This window comes from Acidibrevibacterium fodinaquatile (assembly GCF_003352165.1).
GTDB lineage: Bacteria > Pseudomonadota > Alphaproteobacteria > Acetobacterales > Acetobacteraceae > Acidibrevibacterium > Acidibrevibacterium fodinaquatile.
In genome coordinates, this window is the sequence record NZ_CP029176.1 from 457,524 (window position 1) to 475,835 (window position 18,312).

Here is an 18,312-nt window from a genome sequence, read left to right on the forward strand (position 1 = left end):
ATATCTATGACGGCGGCGAACCTTCAGTTGCGCCACTGTCGCCGGCAGCGGCGAAGTCTTCGTGGATGAGGTCAACAGGCTTTACTCCGAGCGCCTGCGCCGTATGCCATAGCGTCAGGAGCGTGACGTTCTGCTGGCCGCGTTCCATACTGCTGACATACGCCCGGTCCACGCCCATTCGTTCAGCGACGGCCTCTTGGCTGAGGCCGGCTTGCGTGCGAAATCGGCGAAGATTGTCTCCGAACACCTGTCGAATATCCATCCACAGGATGGACACCCATCGCGTATTTTGGCGCTACGCACTATAATACGCGGAGCGCTACCGACCGGCTTGGCGGTCACGTCCGTCAACATGGTGGAAATTCGGGTGTAGCTGAGGTGGCCACGGATCAGGCGGCCACGGTGGAAATCTGGGCAGGCACGACGTCGAGCAGCGGCGGGATCAGTTCCGCCATCGCCTCGGTTTGCATGTAGCGGTGCTGCAGCTGCCACTCGTCGTTGGCCTCCAGCAGCACGGCGCCGATCAGCCGGATGATGGCTCCTCCCACAATGTTGCAAGTTTTCAGTGGAGCGCCTTGTTGGAGCGCGGTTATTTGCAGGCGCAGTATGGCGACGGGTTTCAGAGTGGCCTGACGGGACAGCGCCAGCGCGCGCCCGAGCGGGCGCGGGAGGGCGCTCATGGCCCGGCGCAAGGGCGCTGCGGAATTGCAGGTGCGGGCCGCCTTCGAGGCGACGCGAACTGCACCGCAGTGCCTGATCGCCGCGTACGAGCGCCTGGTCCCGATCAGGTGTCGCCTCACCGGACCGAAGACGCAGAGCGAGACCTTACCCCAGGCCACGGCGGCGGTGGTGTCACCGCAACGCAGGAGAGCTGAACGTGGGTAGAATCATGGCTGCTTTTTACGCCCGCGTGTCGAGCGAAGGTCAGGCTCGCGGCAATACGATTGCGAGCCAGGTCGCAGCTCTGCATGAGCGAGCGGCGGCCGATGACGCGGCCGTTGGCCCGGAACACGCCTATGTCGACGAAGGCCGCAGCGGGGCGACCCTTGCGCGTCCGGCGCTGGAGCGACTGCGAGATGCCGTGGCCGGGGGCGAGATCGATCGGGTTTACGTGCATGCGCCTGACCGGCTGGCGCGGCGGTATGCCTACCAGGTGTTGCTGGTCGATGAGTTCCGCCGGGGCGGCGTCGAGGTGGTGTTCCTGAATCGACCCATCGGCGGCTCGGCCGAGGATGACCTGCTGCTGCAGGTGCAGGGCGTGATCGCCGAATACGAGCGTGCTCGCATTCTCGAGCGGAACCGGCGCGGCCGCCGCCATGCCGCTCGCTCAGGCGCGGTCAGCGCCATGTGTGCGGCTCCCTTTGGCTACCGTTACGTCAGCCGACATTTCGGCGGTGGCACTGCGCAATTCGAGGTGGTGGAGGATGAGGCACGCGTGGTGCGCCAGCTCTTCACCTGGGTAGGCATCGAACGGATCAGCCTGCGCGAGGCTTGCCGTCGTCTGCAGAGCATGGGCTGCGCCACCCGCACCGGCTTGACGCAGTGGGACACGACCACGATCTGCGGCATGCTGCGCAATCCGGCCTACCAGGGAACCGCCATGTTTGGCCGCACGCGCTCGACCGCATCGGCGCAGGTTCGTCTGCGTCCCATTCGCGGCCATCCTCTTCCGCCACGCCAGGCCTCCAGCTCGCACACGGCAGTGCCCCGCGAAGAATGGATCGCCATTCCGGTACCAGCTCTCGTGGACACCGACTTGTTCGACACGGTGCAGGCTCAAGTGGACGAGAACCGCCGACGCAAGCGCGATGGACGGCGCCGACCGGGGTGGCTGCTCCAGGGGCTCGTAGTCTGCCGGCAATGCGGCTACGCGTTCTACGGCAAGATGGCACGCGGCACGGTCGGTGGCCGCCAGCCAGCCGACTACGGCTACTATCGCTGCACCGGCACGGATGCGTACAAGTTCGGCGGCCAGGCGCTTTGCGGCAATCGTTCGGTGCGCAGCGACAAGCTTGAGCAGGCGGTGTGGCGACAGGTGGAAATGGTGCTGGACGACCCGCAGCGTGTGGCCATCGAACACGAGCGGCGCGCCGCGGAGGCGCGGGATGGCAAGGCCCACGAGAACGTGGACGCGATCGACCGGCAGATCGCCCGCATGCAGCGCGGTATCGACCGGCTGATCGACAGCTATACGGAGCAGATCATCGAAGAGGATGAGTTCAAGCCGCGCATCGCCGGGCTCAAGCAGCGCGTGGCCCGGATACAGGCAGAGCGGGATGCCGCAGTCGCAACGTATGAAGCCGAGCGCAGCCTGCAGCTGGTGATCGGGCGGCTGAGCGAGTTCGTGGGACGTGTCCGGACTGGTCTGGATCAACTCGACTGGCACGGTCGGCGCGAGGTGATCCGTGCTCTCGTGCGCCGGATTGAGATCGACCATGATCAGGTCGAGGTGGTGTTCCGCATCCCGGGAGGGCCTTCCCCTTCAGGCGGCGGCGTCAACATCGAGACGGGCAGGGGCACGACAGGCAACCCGCCAGTTATTTGGCAACATTGTGGGAGGAGCCATCGACCCCTCGTTGGGGAAGATGCCGACGACATCGGCGCGACGCTTCACCTCCTTGTTCAGCCGTTCTAGCGGGTTGGTGGAGTGTATTTTGCTTCGGTGTTGGGCCGGGAAGTCCAAGTGCGCCAAAACGTCGGCCTCGCTGTCGTCGATGAATGCACCCAGCTTCGGCCACTTCGCGCGCAGCTGGTCGGCAACGTGACGCAACGTCTGGCTGGCGGCCGGGCGATCGGGCTGAATGAACGCCTGGCGCAGCGCCGCCGAAGCCATGTTCTGCTGGCCCTTTGGCACGTAGGACAGGGCGTTGCGCATCCAATGCACGCGGCAGCGTTGCCAGGACGCACCCATCACCCGCCGGATCGCCGCCTTCAGCCCCTCATGGGCGTCCGAGATGACCAGCTTGACGCCTCGCAAACCGCGGCGAACCAGGCTTTTCAGGAAGCCGCTCCAAAAGGTCTCGGCTTCGCTCGGACCGATGTGCAATCCGACGATCTCGCGCTTGCCATCAGTGTTGGCGGCCACGGCGATTATCGCCGCGACTGAGACGATCCGGCCGCCCTCGCGCTGCTTGAGATAGGTCGCATCCAGCCAGAGATAGGGCCAGTCGCCGGCAAGGGGGCGGTCGAGGAAGGCGTTCACCCGGTCGTCGATGTCCTTGCACAGCTTGCTCACCGTGCTCTTGCTGATCCCCGACAGCCCCATCGCCTGCACCAGGTCGTCAACTCGCCGGGTGGACACGCCGCCGATCCAGGCTTCCTGGATCACCGCCACCAGCGCCTTCTCGGTCGTCTTTCTGGGCTCGAGGAAGGCAGGGAAGTAGCTGCCCTGCCGCAGCTTCGGGATGCGCAGCTGCAGAGCGCCCAGCCGGGTATCCCGCGTCCGGTCCCGGTAGCCATTGCGGTAGGTCGTGCGGTCGCCGGTTCGCTCGTGCCGTCCCGCGCCGATCACACCCTCCACGTCCGTCTCCATGAGCAGTTGCACCACGGCCTCGGCCACGCTGCGGAGAAAGTCACCATCACCAGCCTTCGCCAGCAGCTCGGCCAGCGGTAGTCTGTCCTCGGTCATCGGGTCCTCGTCGGTTTGGGATGAAGCCTCGCAACTCCACCTTAGCCAGCCGAGCCGATGACCACCTCCGCCTACACCGCCTCTGTCAGCAAATTCCCACCACGTCCTCGGACGCTACCGGCTTGGCCACCGACGCGTTCCAGGATCGGCGTCCCAGCTTGGGGAATGTCGGTCCTCCATCATGGGGAAACACGAGAACATCATGCCCTCTCAGCCTGCTCCTCCCATCGCCGAGACCGCGCCAACCAGTGCCCAGGTGACGGACTACGACCGGGCGCATCTGCCAACCTATCTCCGGTTGCTCGATGCTACGTCCGAGGGAGCCCCCTGGGAGGAGGTTGCGCGCATCGTGCTTGACCTCGACCCGGCGCTGGAACCCGATCGGGCGCGCCGCGCCCACGAGACGCACCTGGCGCGCGCCCGCTGGCTTACCGAACACGGCTATCGCGACCTGCTTCGCTCCCCGCGCTGACGACGGCGATCGGCGGCTCCGGCGTCAGTCTCCCATCAGACGCGTGCTTCCGGCTTTACGGCGTTCCTGAAAACCGCCGATCCGGTTTGGGCATGACCGGATGCCGACTCGCAGCCTGCAAACCGCGCGACCGACGACACAGATTAGACCTGCACTACCCCAGGCATCCGGTGATCCCCCGCAAGGAGACAGGCCCATGTCGAAGGAGGATTGGCGGTCGCGAGCCGCCTATCAATACGCGGCCACCATGGAGCCCGCCGGCCTCGCCTGGGAGTTCCTGCGCCGCAACCCTGACTATCGGGTCGCGTACGACACCGCCCCAGCCCAAGCCGATCACGGGACCGATGGCCCCGCCCGGCGCTGGGGGTTACGATTTCCTGGCAGACCCAAACCGACGCGCCGATGACGTCCCCGTCTTCTGGCGTCCCGACGAACTGGCGTCGGTCGTCGTCCTGACAGCGGCGCCCGCCGGAACGGAAATACCCTCGATCTCGCTCGCCGACTTGCCGGGCGAATTCATGCGGCGTGACGCCGAGGATGGCGCGCATCTGCTGATCAGAGACCACACGATCAGCCACCAGCTCTGGCTGATCGATCCGCCGAGCGGTGCGACGCCGGTGGTGGCGCTCATCGCGCTCGACCTCACCGCGCCGCAGCGGGCTGACGCGACCTTGCGCTTTTGGCGGTACGTCGCGCATGGACGGCCTCGAACACCGCCAAGCCCGCCTCATCGCGTCGACCGCTTGGTCTCCGCCCTGCGCGCGCTCGACGCTCGGCTGGCCGGCGCCAGCTACCGTGCCATCGCCGAAGCTCTTTTCGACCCAAGCCGTCTCACCTCCGAACCATGGAAGACATCGTCCCTCCGCGACACGGTCATCCGCCTGACGCGCACCGGCTTCGCCATGATGCGCGGCGGCTATTGCAACCTTCTCGGTCCACGCCGGCCGGATTGATTGATCGGGCAACGCCCCAGATCGCCGTTGCCATGCGGGGTGGCGAATTTGGCGCCCCCCATTTTCACCATCCCCCTACGCGCGTCTGCTTCGCCACCGTGATCGCCAACGGCCGCCGATACCCGGCAGCCATCCTCGGCATCACGGAGGTCGCCCATGTCCGCCGCACTCTCCCAACTCCCGCCACGCTATCTGCGCACGCCAGAAGCCGCGAGGTTCCTCGGCCTCTCCGGGCGCACACTCGAGAAACACCGCATCTATGGCACCGGCCCGCGCTATTCCAAGCTCGGAGGCCGCGTCGTTTACCGGCTCGAAGACCTTCAGGCCTGGGTCGAACTCGGCGCCAGGGCATCGACCTCCGATCCGGGGATTGGCCAGGTGCTTCCCGCCAAGCGCCATCCTTCCATCACGCCGGCCCAGGCCGCCCAAGCGCGTCGCTGAGCCCCTCCCGTCATGTCCGTGCGCCATCGCACCCGCTCCGAACGCGAGCAGCTCGAACTCTTCCGGGCTCTGCCCGGCGACCTCGCACCGAGGGACGCGCAGGATCTCATGGCCTATCCGTTCTTCAGCCTCGCCAAGACCCATCGCACGACGCCGATCGATTTCCGGATGAACGAGATCGCCATCCGCGTCGAGGCGGTGCCCGAGCACGGCATGGCGACCATCTGGGATGCCGACGTGCTGATCTGGGCCGCGAGCCAGATCGTCGAAGCGCGCGATGCCGGCCTGCGCACCTCGCGCCTGATGGCGGCGACACCGCGCGAAATTCTGACCTTCACCGGCCGCGGCACAGGCGCACGCGATTATCACCGTCTGAAGGCGGCGCTCGATCGCCTGCAATCGACGACGGTCGCGACGTCCCTGCGCCAGATAAACGAACGGCGCATGCACCGCTTCTCCTGGATCAACGAATGGACCGAGCGCGCCGATGCGCACGGCAATGCCGATGGCATCGATCTCATCATGCCGGACTGGTTCTATCGCGCGGTCCTTGACGACGCGCTTGTGCTCACCATCGACCCTGCATATTTCAGTCTGACCGGCGGCCTGGAACGCTGGCTCTATCGTCTGGTCCGCAAGCACGCCGGCCACCAAAGGGCCGGCTGGCGGTTCGATTTCCGACATCTGCACGTCAAATCGGCGAGCCTTTCGCCGTTCAAACGCTTCGCATTCGAGCTGCGCGACATTGCACGCAGGCAACCGCTACCGGGCTATTGCTTTGAACCAAACAGAGGATTCACAACGGGGCTGATTTGTGAGATTCTGTGTGCATGGCACAGACCGTCATCCCCATCGTCAACTCCGCGGACCGCGAGCGTTTGGCCGCCATTGTGGAGGATCGCAACCGTTCTCAGAAGCATGTTCAGCGTGCCAGGATCATTCTGCTATCGGCGGAGCGTCTGACCGTGCTGGAGGTGGCGGCGCGCAGTGGAGCAAGCCGGCCGTCGGTATGGCGCTGGCAGCGGCGCTTTGCCGAGCAAGGTGTCGATGGATTGCTGCGCGACAAGACACGCAAGCCGGGCAAGGCGCCGTTGTCGCCGGCGACCATCGCCCGCGTGCTGGCGCTGCCCTGCGGGGAGGCACCGAAAGCGGCGACCCACTGGACCGGCCGTATGGTGGCCAGCGCCGTCGGCATCAGCCTGAGCGCGGTGCAGCGCATCTGGCGGGCCCATCGCCTGCAGCCACACCGCATCAGGACCTTCAAGAAATCCAACGACCCGGCTTTCGCCGCCAAGGTCGAGGATATCGTTGGGCTCTACATGAACCCGCCTGCGCACGCCGTCGTCGTCTCGATCGACGAGAAAAGCCAGATCCAGGCGCTCGACCGCACCCAGCCCGGCCTGCCGATCAAGCCTGGCCGCTGCGGCACCATGACCCATGATTACAAGCGCCACGGCACCACCACCCTGTTCGCCGCTCTGAATGTCCTCGACGGCACCGTCGTCGGCCGCTGCATGCCCCGGCACACCCATCAGGAATTCGTCAGGTTCCTCAACGCCGTCGAGCGCGCCGTCCCCGCCGGCAAGATCATCCACGCCATCGCCGACAACTACGCCACCCACAAACATCCTAAAGTCAGGGAGTGGCTGGCCGATCATCCGCGCTGGGTCTTCCATTTCACGCCAACCTCCGCGTCCTGGATCAACGCCGTCGAAAACTTCTTCTCTGTCATCACCCGACGGCGCATCCGGCGCGGCGTGTTCACCTCCGTCGCCGATCTCCAACGCGCCATCCGCAGCTACATCCGCGAGCACAACCGCAACCCCAGGCCATTCGTCTGGACCAAGCCGGCTGACGACATCCTCGCCAAGCTCAGCCGGCTGCCTGTAGCGTCCGATTGAGTCAGAGCACTATTGCCTCGTCGTCGAGCGCGAGACCGGCGGACGCGAGCTGCTGGCGTTTACGCAAGCGAAGTCATCCACAGGTTCCTGTGGACAAGTTGTGGAAGCGCACGTGCTATCGGGAACCAATGGGCACGTGCCATCAGGAACCGGACCCACGTGCTATCAGGAACCCAAACAGGCAAATTCGCGAGGCCGATCAATCGCTTCCGAGCCGCCTAACTTAGAGTCTAACGTAGAAGAATCTAACCCTTCTGTTGTTGGCCACCACCGTGATCGTGTCGGGGCGCGAGGTTTCGCGAACCGGGGCGAGGAATCATGAACTCGCTCCAGGATACGCGAACCGGATTCACGGACCAGGAGCAGGATCATGAATAGATCCTGCTCTTCGGCGACGGCCGTGTTTCGGTCCCCACAATCGACGGCGGCGCCCAGGCTTCGCGCGGCGATGCTTGGTCAGCAGCTTCGAGGCAGCGTCCAGGTCAAGGTCGACGCCGAACATCTCTCTGGCCCGAACGGCGATCGCTTGCCGGTTCTGGCGAAGACGATCGCCAGCAATCCACTGGCCCATGGCTTCGGCCTGAACACCGGTGAGAGCGGGCTTGCCCGTCGGACGTTCCAATGCGGCCTCCAGGCCTCCGGCTGCGCCCCGATGGAGCCAGCGGTAAACGCTGCGTGGTTCGACGCCAACGAGCGTAGCAACGGCTTCGACCAGAGCGCCGTCCTTCAGTTCCGCCAAGGCCCTGAGCCGCTGACGCCGATGCTTGTAGCGATCCTGCATGGATTGTTCACGCAGGTGCGAGGCGCTGAGGCTATCCAGCCACGGTTTCCACGCGCGCTGGCCCTCCGGCCGTTTGGTGCTCGCCGCTGCGAGTATGACCCGCAGCCGGTCTTTCACGATGGCCTCGAAGTCCGTGAAGGGAGCGAGCAGCCCTTCGAGGCGCGGCGTCAGCAGTGTAGCGATGGTTCTCGGCAGGCGCTGGCCGAGATCGCCCAGCAACCAGGCCAGAAACAACAACCCGCCGTAGTTCTCCTTCCACGGGATGCGCTGCCACTCACGCTCGGTCATTCCGAGATCGCGGCAGATGCCGGCGAACAGACGATCACGTCGTCTCGGCGCGAGATAGTCACGTTGCTTCTTCGCGCGACGCGTCCAGAGCATCGCGAGGAGCACGTCGGCGAGCGCCATGGTCGTTGGCCAGTTGAGCGCGCCGATGCCGGGGAGGATAGTCGTTCCGCTTCGCTTGCCTGCGGCGAGAGCCGCTTGCAAATCGAGAACGGCGGGATGCGCCGGAAGACTCTCCGCGTGAGTCAGCGGAGCTGCGCAGCGCCTGCAAAGAAAATCGATCGGCTCCAAACCGGTCAGGCCGCGCAACCGCAGCGCCTTGCCGCAGAAGGGGCACCTTCCGCTGAGCGCCGTCTCGTGACGAGGGCACGCGCCCGCCCAGCCGAGCGTCCAGATCAACTGGAGATGCGGGCGCGGCGCTTCGGCGAGGCACTCTGTACAGACGTCGATCCGGCCGAGACGAACCTTACCATTCTCACGAACGGTCCACCGGTTCGCGGCAAATCGATCCGCTTCCTCATCGTTCGGCGTGGCGGCCCAATCGCACAACGTCATCTCGACGAGACGCGTCGCATCGACGCCAGTCCGGCTTTCGATCCGCTTCAACGCCGGGGGATCGGGGCGACGCCACCATTCACGGTCCCGCCGAACATCGACGCCGAATGCATCGCGGCAAAGAACGCGCGGCGTCATGCCGAGAACGGTGGAAAGCGCCGCCACCCAGGAGATCAGAGCCTCGCCGTCGACCGGAGCAACATGCCTCGGCAAGCCGGCGCGACCGTGAAAAGGCGCCGGCCACGGCGCCACCTCGAACAAATCAGACCGCAACACGACGACGCTCGGAGGGACGGATGAAGCCTGTATCCTCGATCACGCGCGCAGAGATCGTCTCCGCGCCCGTATCCACCGCCCGAACCGCGGCACGGATGACGACCGCGATCATCTCGCCGAGCACGCCTTCGGATGCCGAGAGGATGCGGGCGCCAAGCGCGGTATCGGCGAGATGCGACGGCTTGCGCAGCGGGAGCACGGCCTCGAGCGTGCTCAGCAGCCGGCGATACTCGTCGTCATCGCTCCACAGCGGTAGAGGGTGCGGCTCGAAGCGGTTGACGAGTTGGTCGTCGCTGCGGATCGCGCGCAGCGCCTCGGCCGTGCCGACGCCGACCAGCGGGATCTGGAGCTCGTTGCCGAGCCAGCGCAGCAGATTGAGCAACCGGCGCTGCTGCATCGCCGAACCCGACAGCACGTTGTGCAACTCGTCGATCACCAGCATCCGCGTTCCCGTCGAGCGCATGACGCAGACCACCGTGTCCTGCTTGGTCGCGATTCGATCGCGCGGGCTGAACGGCATTCCCAGCGCATCGAGAATCGCCCCGAAGAACCGGCCTTCGTCCGGGCCAGGCGGCATCTGCACCTTCACGACGGGAAAAAGCGCAATGCCGTCACCGCTCTCGCCGGCGGTGGTCCCCGGGTGCGCCCGCCGGAACTTCTCGACGATCATCGTCTTGCCGTTGTTTGTCGGACCGACCAGCAACAGGTTCGGCATCCGCGTCCGCTTCGGGAAGCTCAGCAGGTCCTCCAGCGCCGCCAGGACGGCTTCCGCCCGTGCATAGCCGATCCAACGATCTGTGCGGATGCGTCGTATGCGCGACGGGGCGTCTTCGTCAGCGAAGCGCCGGACCGAGGGATGCAGGTGCGCATAGTCGTCGCTCATTCCCATTCCTCGACCGGGAACATCCGTTCGTGCGGCGCCAGGCCCTCGTTGATCTGCCGAAACCGATCGGCTTCATCATGCTCGATCGGAAGCAGATCAGAGCGGCCTTCGACAACGGCGTGCGGACGCCGCTCGCGCTGGCGCCGCGCCGTTTTGCTGGCGCGAACGGCGCCGTCAGCGATCATCCGCATGGCCTCGATGGTGCGGAAGATAGCTTCCTCGTCGACCAGCGAGCGGCCGTTCTCGTGCAGCCGCTTCAGCGCCAGACGGTGCTCCCACAGGCTGATCGGCGGGCGCCGCAGATCGCGGTAGCTGAGGTCGTAATACACTCCGTCGGGACCGAGCAGATAGATCCGGCTGAGGTCACGCGGGTCGTAGCGGACGATCATCGGCTCTGGATGGCCGATCCAGGTGCTCAGCACATCCGCCCAATAAGCGATCGAGTGCAGCGCCACGCCATCCCGGCGAATCCTGCGACGCGCAATCGGCAGGAAATCGATCAGGAAGCGGCGTGGATCGGCCACAGCAGTCGGCTCGCCGCGCCCCAACGTCGTGTCGTCCCCGGAAACGCCTCGCTTCCAGGCAGCCAACGGCGTGATGCCGAGGCTGCGATGCAGATCACGATGATAGACGCCTGCGATCGCGTGACCGAGCCAGCGCTCCACCTCGTCGAGCGTCATCGCAGCCGTCTTCTCCGGGTCCAAATCGCCTTTTTCCCGCACGTCGGAGAAGGTGGTTCCCGGCAGCAGATGGACTTTGCCCATCATCGTGCCGATCAGTCGCTCGATGTGGCCGCCATAGTGAGGCGTGCGCACAGGCCGGTAGTCGATGGCGATCCCATACTGTTCGCAGCCGCGCTTCAGCGCCTCGGACCGGAACTCCTTGGCGTTGTCCAGATGCAGGCGTTCGGGGATGCCACGCACCGGCCAATCTGCGTCGATGCGTCGCTCGGCCAGCCAGCTCTCCTTGGAAAGCGCAGCATGGCTCAGGCACAACGCGACCGACGTTGCGGATGGCGGCGCCAACGACAAATGGAAACCGGCGACGCAACGCGTGCAGACGTCGATCGCCAGCGTCAACCAGGGCCGCTGGATCGGCGCCCGCGTCTCGCTGTCGACCACGATCACGTCGACCAGCGTATGGTCGATCTGGATCAGCGACAGAGGCCAGTGGGCTTCCAGCGATCCGACCGCCGGGAAATAGCGCTCGCGTGCCGCCTTGCGGCCCTCGCGCTTCGCGACGACCTCGCGAGCGGGACGCGCCTGCACCCGGGCCGTGATCGCCTTGCGGCTCGGAACCCGCAGACCTTCCGCAACGCAGCGGCGTTGGACTTCCTCGACCAGATGAACGATCCGAGGTCGCTGGCGCGTCAGATAGACCGAGTCGATGACCTCACGGATCACCGCGTCCACCGCTTCATCGAGCAAAGAGATGCCGCGTTCGGGACCACGACGACGTGGCAGCAGGCCGGTAAGGCGTGCATCGGTGAGATAGCGCCGCAGCAGGGCATACGCGTGGGTTGGCCCACAACCGAGCTCCTCGGCGGCCGCCACCACGTCGCTTCGCGTACGTACCGGATTCTCCGCCAGCCGCCGGATCACCGGGAGACAGCGCCGCGCTTCATCCCATGCCGCGGCGTCAATCATCGAGAGATCGGGCGTGCTCATGGCGCTGTCACCCGCGTCTCGGCCGTGATCGGCACGGTGAGATCGACGGCGAGCGCTCCGCGCGCGATCAGCCGCCAGAGCAAGGCGAGGCCGGCCTCGCGCGCGGCCGGTAAATCATCCACCAGATCGCCGAAACTCACGGTATTGGCGCGCGCACGGGCGACGGCTCGTTCCGCCAGCACCGTGTCGATCGGCGCGCTCCTGAGCGGCAGTAGCCGCTTCGCGACGTCGAGCCGCGGTCCGCGGATGCCGCGCTCGGTCGCGATCCTGAAGCGGGCGCCATTGCTATGCGCCCAATGCCGCGCAGCAGCAAAAGCCGGCCGGAAGCCACGCCAGCCCTCGCGCAAGTCCACACGGTATTTGATCTCGACGATCTCGCAGCGGCCGTCGCTCCAGTCGACGCGAAAGTCCGGCGTATATCGCCGTTGGCGGCCCTCATGCTCGAACCGGATCGTCACCGGCTGGGCTGTCACCACGGCGCCGGCATCCATGAAGCTCACGAGCGTTACGAAGTCACGCTCCAGCGCGCTTTCATGCTCCACCGTCCCAGTTGCCAGTGTCTGGAACCCGGTCACATGCGACCGATGGCTGAGAGGAATTTGCCGCAAATCGCTCTCCATTTGCGGGACGATTCGGTACGTAAACCTAGCACATTTTGGGGTCAGTTCACAAACATGGAACCGTGTCAATGCACGCAAACCATTATGCGGATTCATATTCGCCTACTCGTCGATTCACGAAACCTCGAACACCAACAGATCGGTGGAAAACCGACAGGAGCGCCCGATGATCGTGGCGCTCCTCAACCAGAAGGGCGGTGTCGGCAAGACGACGCTCGCCCTGCATCTCGCCGGCGAATGGGCCCGGAAAGGGAAAAGAGTCACCCTGATCGACGCCGATCCGCAAGGCTCGGCACTCGACTGGTCGGAGCAGCGGGCAAGGGAAGGGCTGCCGAGGCTGTTCGGCGTCATCGGCCTGGCGCGCGACACCCTGCACCGCGAAGCCCCCGAGTTGGCCCGTGATGCCGATCACGTCGTGATCGACGGGCCGCCGCGCGTCGCCGGCCTGATGCGCTCGGCGCTGCTCGCTGCCGACGTCGTGCTGGTCCCCGCCCAGCCATCGCCGTTCGATGGCTGGGCATCGGGCGAGATGCTGAAGCTGATCGCGGAGGCGCGCATCTTCCGGCCGCAGATCATCGCCCGCTTCGTGCTGAACCGCTGCGCCGCCCGCACCATCATCGCCCGCGAGACCGCCGAGGCGCTCGCCGAGCACGATCCGCCGGTGCTCGCGGCCAGGATCGGCCAGCGTGTCGTTTTCGCCGACGCCGCGCAGTCCGGCCGTCTCGTCTTCGACATCGACGAGACCAGTCCGGCCGCGCGCGAGATCACCGCTCTTGCCGACGAAATCGGGAGCCTCGTTCGATGACCGCGCGCGCACCCAGGCGCGGCTTCGCCTCCCGTCCCGGCGACGCCGACAGCTGGGTGAAGGCGCCCGACGTGACCGCAGCGCGCGACCCGGATGCGCAATCCTATGCGGCCCGACTGACGATCGATGTCACGCCCGAGCTGCGAGGCCGGATCAAGGTCAGCGCTTTCCGGCGCGGCGTGACGGTCGCCGACATGCTGCGCGCCCTGCTGCTGCGCGAGTTCCCCGAGGACGGGGGAGGCGCGGCATGAGCCCGTCGCCTGACGCGTTCACCCATGTCGAACTGACCTGGATCGAAAAGCGCATCGAGCACTGGATCCGGTTCGGCCACGACGTCAGCGAGAAGATTCTCGATCGCCGCCGCCGCGTCCTCAGCTTCGCGCCCGACAGCGTCATCGCCTATATCCGCTGGGCCTCGAACGACTTCGGCACCGTCGTCTCACGCATCGACATTCTGCGCGCCGTCCATCCCGGCGAGGCGTTCTCGACCGTGCCCTTCGTGCGGCCCGGCGGCGAGATTCTCTTGCGCCTCTCCGGCTGGCCGAAGGTCGAGCGCGTGTTGCGGGCGATCGACGCCGTCGAAGCGCTCGGCATCGATCCAACCGACGCCGCTCCCGATCATTGGCGGCATGTCCACAACCGCCTGATCGCCGGCTACGAGCCACGGCCGTACGCGCGCGATCAACATTCCGCATGGCTCAAGCGTCGGAGGATCGCGTCATGACGCGTTTCGGAGCAGTTATGGTGACCTATTTCGCGACGATGGCGATCGGCGTTTCCGCCTTCGTTCATCCGGCGCCGAAGCTGATCTGGAACGCCAGCGCCAGCGTGCCGATCGGGCTGTATCGCGTGCGACCGGTCGGCGACCTGCACGTCACCGAGTTGGTCGTGGTGCGCCCGCCGCCGCCGCTGGCGAACTTCCTCGACGAGCGTGGCTATCTGCCCAAGAGCGTGCCCCTCCTGAAGCGAATCCAGGCACTCCCCGGACAAACCGTCTGCCGTGCGGGCCGCACCATCACCGTCGATGCCACCGTCATGGGCAAGGCGCTCGAACGCGATCGCCGAGGTCGCCCCCTTCCTGTCTGGCAGGGCTGCCGTCTCATCGCCGAGGGCCAAGTCTTCCTCATGAATCGGCAGTCCGAGGACTCCCTCGACGGTCGGTATTTCGGGCCGTTGCCGGCGACAACCATCGTCGGCGAAGCGGCGCCCCTCTGGACCGACGAGGAGCAATGACCGTGTCTCAGTCCTGCCCGCACACAGCCCTTCAGCGCCAACCATCCCGCCCGGTCTCTTCCTCCTTCCCGGCCATACCGCCCGTCGTCGAGCGCCGCTCGATGACCAGGCGTGCGCGTGGATGGCGGCGGCTCCTTTGCGGCTCGATCGCGATCACGCTGTTGGTCGGCGGTGGCGTTGCCTGCGCCGAACCGATCGCCGCGAAGCCTCCGAGCGTCGCCGCGACGACCGATCACTTTGCGGTCTTTGTGGCCGAAGCCTCGCAGCGCTTCGGCATTCCGGCGTCCTGGATACGCGCCGTGATGCGGGTCGAAAGCCTCGGCGACGTGCGGGCTCTGTCGCCCAAAGGCGCCATGGGTTTGATGCAGATCATGCCGGCGACATGGGCCGGCCTGCGTCTTCGCTATGGCCTCGGCACTGACCCATACAATGCGCACGACAACATCTTCGCCGGCGCGGCGTATCTGCGGGAGCTGCATGATCGCTACGGTGCGCCTGGTTTCCTTGCAGCCTACAACGCCGGCCCGGCACGCTATGAGGATCATCTGGCGACAGGCCGAACGCTGCCCGCCGAGACGCGCGCCTACGTCGCTGTTCTCGCCCCGCTGATCGGCGGAGGTTCGGTCGATGATGCGTTGGTTGTCGCCGTTGTGGCGCGCTCCTGGACGCAAGCGCCGCTGTTCGCGTCGCATACGGCGAACAGCCCGGCGCGCCCCCAACTATCGTCCGCCCCGCAATCGGAACAGTTGTCGATCAACGAAACAGCGGAGGATTGGACCGCGCTCGCCCCGCAATCGGACGGTCTGTTCGTCAGGACGTCGGGGCGGAATCCACGGCCATGAGCGAGATCTGGCTTCATCGTGGTCTGGCGGGCTTTGGCGCATTTTTGTGTGTCAGACTGGGGGTGCGGAGAAACACGACCAACGGACGGCAAGGGAAAAGGCTGGCCCTCCGGGCGGCGCAAGTGGTTGGTTGGATTGAGGAATTTGAGCACTCGACCACGCTGCCCTGCTGGCGCTCAAGGAATTTTCGTCAAGGATTTCAATATCCCGAGCGCCGTCTCCGCCCATTCCTGCCCGCCTTGCGGCCATGAGCACCAACGACGACGACATCCACGTCCGCCCAGGCCGCATTCGTCACGGCAACCGCGGCGCCAAGCGTCCGCAGACCTTCGTCGGCGAGGTCATGCGAGCCGCGAAGAGGGCCGGTCATGTGGGCTCCAGCTTCCGCTCAAGCCAGGGTCGCAGCCGCTCGCGATTCGGGCGTGGCCGCCGGGCGGCGGTCTCGATCCGGCTCCGCTCCAACGCAAGACGCGTCGTGATGAAGGCGCGCGTCGTCCGGCATTACGGCACGCGCTTTCGCTCGGCGCCGCTGCCCAAGCACATGGCCTATCTGAAGCGCGACGGCGTAACCCGGGACGGCGCCGACGCCCGCATGTTCGACGCCACGTCGGATGCGGCCGATGAACGGGCCTTCGCCGAGCGGTGCGAGGATGACCGCCATCATTTCCGGTTCATCATCTCGCCGGAAGACGCCGCGGAGCTGGAGAGCCTGCGCGGCTTCACGCGCGAGCTGATGGCCGACGTCGAACGCGACCTCGGCACCAAGCTCGACTGGGTGGCGGTCGATCACTGGAACACCGACAACCCGCACGTCCACGTCCTGATCCGCGGCAGGGCAGACGATGGCCAGGACCTAGTCATCAGCCGCGACTATATCAGCCGAGGCTTTCGCGATCGGGCAGCCGAGCGCGTCACCATCGAACTCGGCCCGCGCAGCGAGCATGAAATCCGAACTGCCCTGGAAAGGGAAGTCGAGGCCGAACGCTGGACCAGCCTCGACCGCGCCCTACGCGATGTCTCCGATGATGGCGGCGGTGTCGCTGACTTGCGGCCAGGCGGTGCGGACGATCCGGAGACGCGACGCCTGATGCTCGGCCGCGCCGCGAAGCTCGAACGGCTGGGCCTTGCCGAGCAGGTTGGCCCGGCCCAATGGACTCTGAAGCCTGGCATTGAGCCTGCCATGCGTGACCTCGGCATCCGCGGCGACATCATCAAGACGATGCATCGGGCGATGAGCAGGGCAGATCGGGAGCCAGACGTCACTGGCTTCGCGATCCATGGCGACGCGCCCGCCAATCCGGTGCTGGGCCGCCTGGTCGAGCGCGGGCTAGACGACGAGCTGAAGGGCACCGCCTACGCCATCGTCGAAGGCGTCGATGGCCACACACATCATCTCCGTTTCTCAGACCTCGAACTGACCGGCGACGCGCGACCCGGCGCGATCGTCGAGGCGCGGTCCTACGAAGATGCCAATGGCCGCCACCGCCTATCCCTCGCCACGCGATCCGACTTCACGATCGAAGCACAGATCTCGGCGACCGGCGCGACCTGGATCGACCGCCAGCTACTCGCGAAAGAGCCGGCGCTCAGCGGCGGCGGCTTCGGCGCCGAGGTCCGCGAGGCAATGGATCGGCGAATCGACCATCTTGCCCGACAGGGCTTAGCGAAGCGGCAGGGCCAGCGCGTCGGGTTCGCGCGGGACCTCCTCAACACGCTGCGCCGGCGCGAACTGGACGATGTCGCCACAATGCTCTCGGCGGAGACGGGACTTGCACATCGCCCCTCCGCTGAAGGCGAGCACGTGCCCGGCATCTACCGCCAGCGCATCACCCTCTCCTCCGGCCGGTTCGCCATGATCGATGATGGGATGGGGTTCCAGCTCGTGCCTTGGCGGCCGGCGTTGGAGAAGGAACTCGGTCACCAGGTCAGTGGCATAGTGACGCCGGGAGGAAACATAGACTGGAGTCTTGGGCGCAAGCGGGGGCTGAATATCTAATGGTGCCAGCAAACGCATCGTGCCAAGCGTCATGCGTTGGCACGGGTCTTCCGAACTTGCGCAAATGCGGGCCCAAACATTGGGTTTGTTGACGAAGTAACTCACCCACAGCCGGATGGATGCGACGATCATGAAGCCGATGTAGCTGTCGGCGGTTTTGTCTTACCGGGTAGCCTGTCTCCGGCTTTGCTTGAGCTTTGAGAAACACCGATCGACCAGATTTCACACGGCGTAGTGTCGCTGAAGCTGCGGAGCCGGAGCGGGTGATCGCTGCGAATACCGATGCAGGCTGAGATGGCGAACGCTTGGCAGCCTGACGGAAGCGGGATGGCCGACACCGTACCGTTCCTGGTCTCAACCATCATGTGCCGGCGATGCGGCTACGTCGAGGTGGAAACCATGCTGACCAACGCCTGCCAGTTCTTCTACGACTGCAAGAGTTGCTGCGCGACGCCGCGGCTGAAGCCCGGCCATTGCTGCGTTTTCTGCTCATACGGCAGCACGCCGTGCCCGCCGATGCAGCGGCCGGATGTGAACCCTTGAGCGGCCCCATCATCATGCCTATACTACCGCCATGACCTTGAGTCGCATCGGCTGGTTCATGTCGTGGCTGTCTGTTATCGCCCTCATCCTCACGGTGGCGATGCCGCAGCGCGTGATGGCGGTGCCCATGACGGTCATGATGCAGACGACCCATTGTGCGGATTGTCCGGACGATGCGCCGATGCCGGGCAAGGCAGGTGGCGATCACGCAAAGGCTTTGCCCTGTGGTCCGAGCATGTGCGTTGGTGCGCTCGCCGCTGTTCTGCCCGCGCCTGACGTCGTCAACGCGACGGTCTGGCAGCCGACTGTCTATGCGCCCGGCCCGCTTGCTGGTCCGAGCGGACGGCCGCTGGCTCCCGATCCCATACCCCCGAGACCCCCCGTCCAGGCCTGACAGCGGCGCTGCGAGCGTCCGCCTGACACCGGAAATG

Annotated in this window: 19 protein-coding genes and 3 pseudogenes; 15 read left to right on the forward strand and 7 right to left on the reverse strand. The window is 65.8% G+C overall.

The window, feature by feature from the left end; translation table 11 throughout:
• Positions 1-4 precede the first annotated feature (4 nt).
• Positions 5-262, reverse strand: a complete 258-nt coding sequence (locus DEF76_RS02200; protein WP_114913607.1) for a helix-turn-helix domain-containing protein — start codon at positions 260-262, stop codon at positions 5-7.
• Between the two features lie 127 nt (positions 263-389).
• Positions 390-539 (reverse strand): annotated as a pseudogene (locus DEF76_RS02205) (IS256 family transposase); the annotation flags it as partial.
• A 350-nt stretch (positions 540-889) separates the two neighbouring features.
• On the opposite strand from DEF76_RS02205, the pseudogene DEF76_RS02210 reads away from it, so the two are divergent.
• A pseudogene (locus DEF76_RS02210) lies at positions 890-2,026 on the forward strand (recombinase family protein); the annotation flags it as partial.
• A gap of 456 nt (positions 2,027-2,482) precedes the next feature.
• On the opposite strand, the gene DEF76_RS02215 reads toward DEF76_RS02210, so the two are convergent.
• The gene (locus DEF76_RS02215; protein WP_408842520.1) at positions 2,483-3,628 is read right to left on the reverse strand and encodes an IS256 family transposase; all 1,146 of its coding nucleotides are present in this window, start codon (positions 3,626-3,628) and stop codon (positions 2,483-2,485) included.
• 202 nt (positions 3,629-3,830) lie between these two features.
• Between DEF76_RS02215 and DEF76_RS02220 the strand changes: the two genes are divergently transcribed.
• The 6 genes and pseudogenes from DEF76_RS02220 to DEF76_RS02240 all read left to right on the forward strand — a co-directional run bounded on the left by DEF76_RS02220 (position 3,831) and on the right by DEF76_RS02240 (position 7,395).
• Positions 3,831-4,100, forward strand: a complete 270-nt coding sequence (locus tag DEF76_RS02220) for a DNA -binding domain-containing protein (RefSeq protein ID WP_114913608.1) — start codon at positions 3,831-3,833, stop codon at positions 4,098-4,100.
• Between the two features lie 247 nt (positions 4,101-4,347).
• Positions 4,348-4,506, forward strand: coding sequence for a transcriptional regulator domain-containing protein (locus tag DEF76_RS20305; RefSeq protein ID WP_369127305.1), 159 nt, complete (start codon positions 4,348-4,350; stop codon positions 4,504-4,506).
• On the forward strand, positions 4,445-5,053 hold the full coding sequence (locus tag DEF76_RS02225) for a DUF2285 domain-containing protein (protein WP_162800443.1): 609 nt from the start codon (positions 4,445-4,447) through the stop codon (positions 5,051-5,053). Before DEF76_RS20305 ends, DEF76_RS02225 begins: the two co-directional genes overlap by 62 nt.
• A gap of 156 nt (positions 5,054-5,209) precedes the next feature.
• Complete coding sequence (locus tag DEF76_RS02230; protein WP_114910929.1) at positions 5,210-5,494, forward strand: helix-turn-helix transcriptional regulator; 285 nt, start codon at positions 5,210-5,212, stop codon at positions 5,492-5,494.
• A gap of 12 nt (positions 5,495-5,506) precedes the next feature.
• Positions 5,507-6,268: pseudogene (locus tag DEF76_RS02235) on the forward strand (replication initiator protein A); the annotation flags it as partial.
• 56 nt (positions 6,269-6,324) lie between these two features.
• Positions 6,325-7,395, forward strand: coding sequence for an IS630 family transposase (locus DEF76_RS02240; RefSeq protein ID WP_114910930.1), 1,071 nt, complete (start codon positions 6,325-6,327; stop codon positions 7,393-7,395).
• 349 nt (positions 7,396-7,744) lie between these two features.
• Here the strand turns inward: DEF76_RS02240 and DEF76_RS02245 are convergent, their stop codons facing one another.
• From DEF76_RS02245 to DEF76_RS02260, 4 genes are read right to left on the reverse strand one after another with little or no spacing between them, the layout of a single operon-like run.
• The gene (locus tag DEF76_RS02245; protein ID WP_240319195.1) at positions 7,745-9,268 is read right to left on the reverse strand and encodes a TniQ family protein; all 1,524 of its coding nucleotides are present in this window, start codon (positions 9,266-9,268) and stop codon (positions 7,745-7,747) included.
• 10 nt (positions 9,269-9,278) lie between these two features.
• Positions 9,279-10,175, reverse strand: a complete 897-nt coding sequence (locus DEF76_RS02250; protein WP_205216078.1) for a TniB family NTP-binding protein — start codon at positions 10,173-10,175, stop codon at positions 9,279-9,281.
• Positions 10,172-11,842 (reverse strand): Mu transposase C-terminal domain-containing protein, encoded by a 1,671-nt coding sequence (locus DEF76_RS02255; protein ID WP_114910933.1) that lies wholly within the window; start codon positions 11,840-11,842, stop codon positions 10,172-10,174. Before DEF76_RS02255 ends, DEF76_RS02250 begins: the two co-directional genes overlap by 4 nt.
• A complete protein-coding gene (locus DEF76_RS02260; protein WP_205216079.1) occupies positions 11,839-12,450 on the reverse strand; it encodes a TnsA endonuclease N-terminal domain-containing protein in 612 nt (203 codons plus the stop codon). Before DEF76_RS02260 ends, DEF76_RS02255 begins: the two co-directional genes overlap by 4 nt.
• Positions 12,451-12,628: 178 nt before the next feature.
• Here DEF76_RS02260 and parA point away from each other — a divergent pair, with 178 nt between their 5' ends.
• The 8 genes from parA (at position 12,629) to DEF76_RS02305 (ending at position 18,275) form a co-directional block, all read left to right on the forward strand.
• Positions 12,629-13,267, forward strand: a complete 639-nt coding sequence (gene parA, locus DEF76_RS02265) for a ParA family partition ATPase (protein WP_114910935.1) — start codon at positions 12,629-12,631, stop codon at positions 13,265-13,267.
• Positions 13,264-13,518 carry a hypothetical protein gene (locus tag DEF76_RS02270; RefSeq protein ID WP_114910936.1) on the forward strand — a complete coding sequence of 85 codons (255 nt, stop codon included), beginning with the start codon at positions 13,264-13,266 and terminating at the stop codon, positions 13,516-13,518. Before parA ends, DEF76_RS02270 begins: the two co-directional genes overlap by 4 nt.
• Positions 13,515-13,991, forward strand: a complete 477-nt coding sequence (locus DEF76_RS02275) for a DUF2840 domain-containing protein (protein WP_114910937.1) — start codon at positions 13,515-13,517, stop codon at positions 13,989-13,991. Before DEF76_RS02270 ends, DEF76_RS02275 begins: the two co-directional genes overlap by 4 nt.
• Positions 13,988-14,500, forward strand: a complete 513-nt coding sequence (locus DEF76_RS02280; protein WP_114910938.1) for a S26 family signal peptidase — start codon at positions 13,988-13,990, stop codon at positions 14,498-14,500. The genes DEF76_RS02275 and DEF76_RS02280 overlap by 4 nt, the downstream gene beginning before the upstream one ends.
• Before the next feature lie 101 nt (positions 14,501-14,601).
• Positions 14,602-15,342, forward strand: a complete 741-nt coding sequence (locus DEF76_RS02285; RefSeq protein ID WP_114910939.1) for a lytic transglycosylase domain-containing protein — start codon at positions 14,602-14,604, stop codon at positions 15,340-15,342.
• A gap of 247 nt (positions 15,343-15,589) precedes the next feature.
• The gene (locus DEF76_RS02295; RefSeq protein ID WP_114910940.1) at positions 15,590-17,338 is read left to right on the forward strand and encodes a relaxase/mobilization nuclease domain-containing protein; all 1,749 of its coding nucleotides are present in this window, start codon (positions 15,590-15,592) and stop codon (positions 17,336-17,338) included.
• A gap of 327 nt (positions 17,339-17,665) precedes the next feature.
• Positions 17,666-17,881 carry a GDCCVxC domain-containing (seleno)protein gene (locus DEF76_RS02300; RefSeq protein WP_114913610.1) on the forward strand — a complete coding sequence of 72 codons (216 nt, stop codon included), beginning with the start codon at positions 17,666-17,668 and terminating at the stop codon, positions 17,879-17,881.
• A gap of 58 nt (positions 17,882-17,939) precedes the next feature.
• Positions 17,940-18,275, forward strand: coding sequence for a hypothetical protein (locus DEF76_RS02305; RefSeq protein WP_162800445.1), 336 nt, complete (start codon positions 17,940-17,942; stop codon positions 18,273-18,275).
• Positions 18,276-18,312: the final 37 nt, after the last annotated feature.

What these genes read in the sequence shown, in the direction of transcription:
- DEF76_RS02200 (WP_114913607.1), bottom strand. Translation starts at nt 262, where the DNA reads ATGGATATTCGACAGGTGTTCGGAGACAATCTTCGCCGATTTCGCACG.
- DEF76_RS02215 (WP_408842520.1), bottom strand. Translation starts at nt 3,628, where the DNA reads ATGACCGAGGACAGACTACCGCTGGCCGAGCTGCTGGCGAAGGCTGGT.
- DEF76_RS02220 (WP_114913608.1), top strand. Translation starts at nt 3,831, where the DNA reads ATGCCCTCTCAGCCTGCTCCTCCCATCGCCGAGACCGCGCCAACCAGT.
- DEF76_RS20305 (WP_369127305.1), top strand. Translation starts at nt 4,348, where the DNA reads ATGGAGCCCGCCGGCCTCGCCTGGGAGTTCCTGCGCCGCAACCCTGAC.
- DEF76_RS02225 (WP_162800443.1), top strand. Translation starts at nt 4,445, where the DNA reads ATGGCCCCGCCCGGCGCTGGGGGTTACGATTTCCTGGCAGACCCAAAC.
- DEF76_RS02230 (WP_114910929.1), top strand. Translation starts at nt 5,210, where the DNA reads ATGTCCGCCGCACTCTCCCAACTCCCGCCACGCTATCTGCGCACGCCA.
- DEF76_RS02240 (WP_114910930.1), top strand. Translation starts at nt 6,325, where the DNA reads ATGGCACAGACCGTCATCCCCATCGTCAACTCCGCGGACCGCGAGCGT.
- DEF76_RS02250 (WP_205216078.1), bottom strand. Translation starts at nt 10,175, where the DNA reads ATGAGCGACGACTATGCGCACCTGCATCCCTCGGTCCGGCGCTTCGCT.
- DEF76_RS02255 (WP_114910933.1), bottom strand. Translation starts at nt 11,842, where the DNA reads ATGAGCACGCCCGATCTCTCGATGATTGACGCCGCGGCATGGGATGAA.
- parA (WP_114910935.1), top strand. Translation starts at nt 12,629, where the DNA reads ATGATCGTGGCGCTCCTCAACCAGAAGGGCGGTGTCGGCAAGACGACG.
- DEF76_RS02270 (WP_114910936.1), top strand. Translation starts at nt 13,264, where the DNA reads ATGACCGCGCGCGCACCCAGGCGCGGCTTCGCCTCCCGTCCCGGCGAC.
- DEF76_RS02275 (WP_114910937.1), top strand. Translation starts at nt 13,515, where the DNA reads ATGAGCCCGTCGCCTGACGCGTTCACCCATGTCGAACTGACCTGGATC.
- DEF76_RS02280 (WP_114910938.1), top strand. Translation starts at nt 13,988, where the DNA reads ATGACGCGTTTCGGAGCAGTTATGGTGACCTATTTCGCGACGATGGCG.
- DEF76_RS02285 (WP_114910939.1), top strand. Translation starts at nt 14,602, where the DNA reads ATGACCAGGCGTGCGCGTGGATGGCGGCGGCTCCTTTGCGGCTCGATC.
- DEF76_RS02295 (WP_114910940.1), top strand. Translation starts at nt 15,590, where the DNA reads ATGAGCACCAACGACGACGACATCCACGTCCGCCCAGGCCGCATTCGT.
- DEF76_RS02300 (WP_114913610.1), top strand. Translation starts at nt 17,666, where the DNA reads ATGGCCGACACCGTACCGTTCCTGGTCTCAACCATCATGTGCCGGCGA.
- DEF76_RS02305 (WP_162800445.1), top strand. Translation starts at nt 17,940, where the DNA reads ATGTCGTGGCTGTCTGTTATCGCCCTCATCCTCACGGTGGCGATGCCG.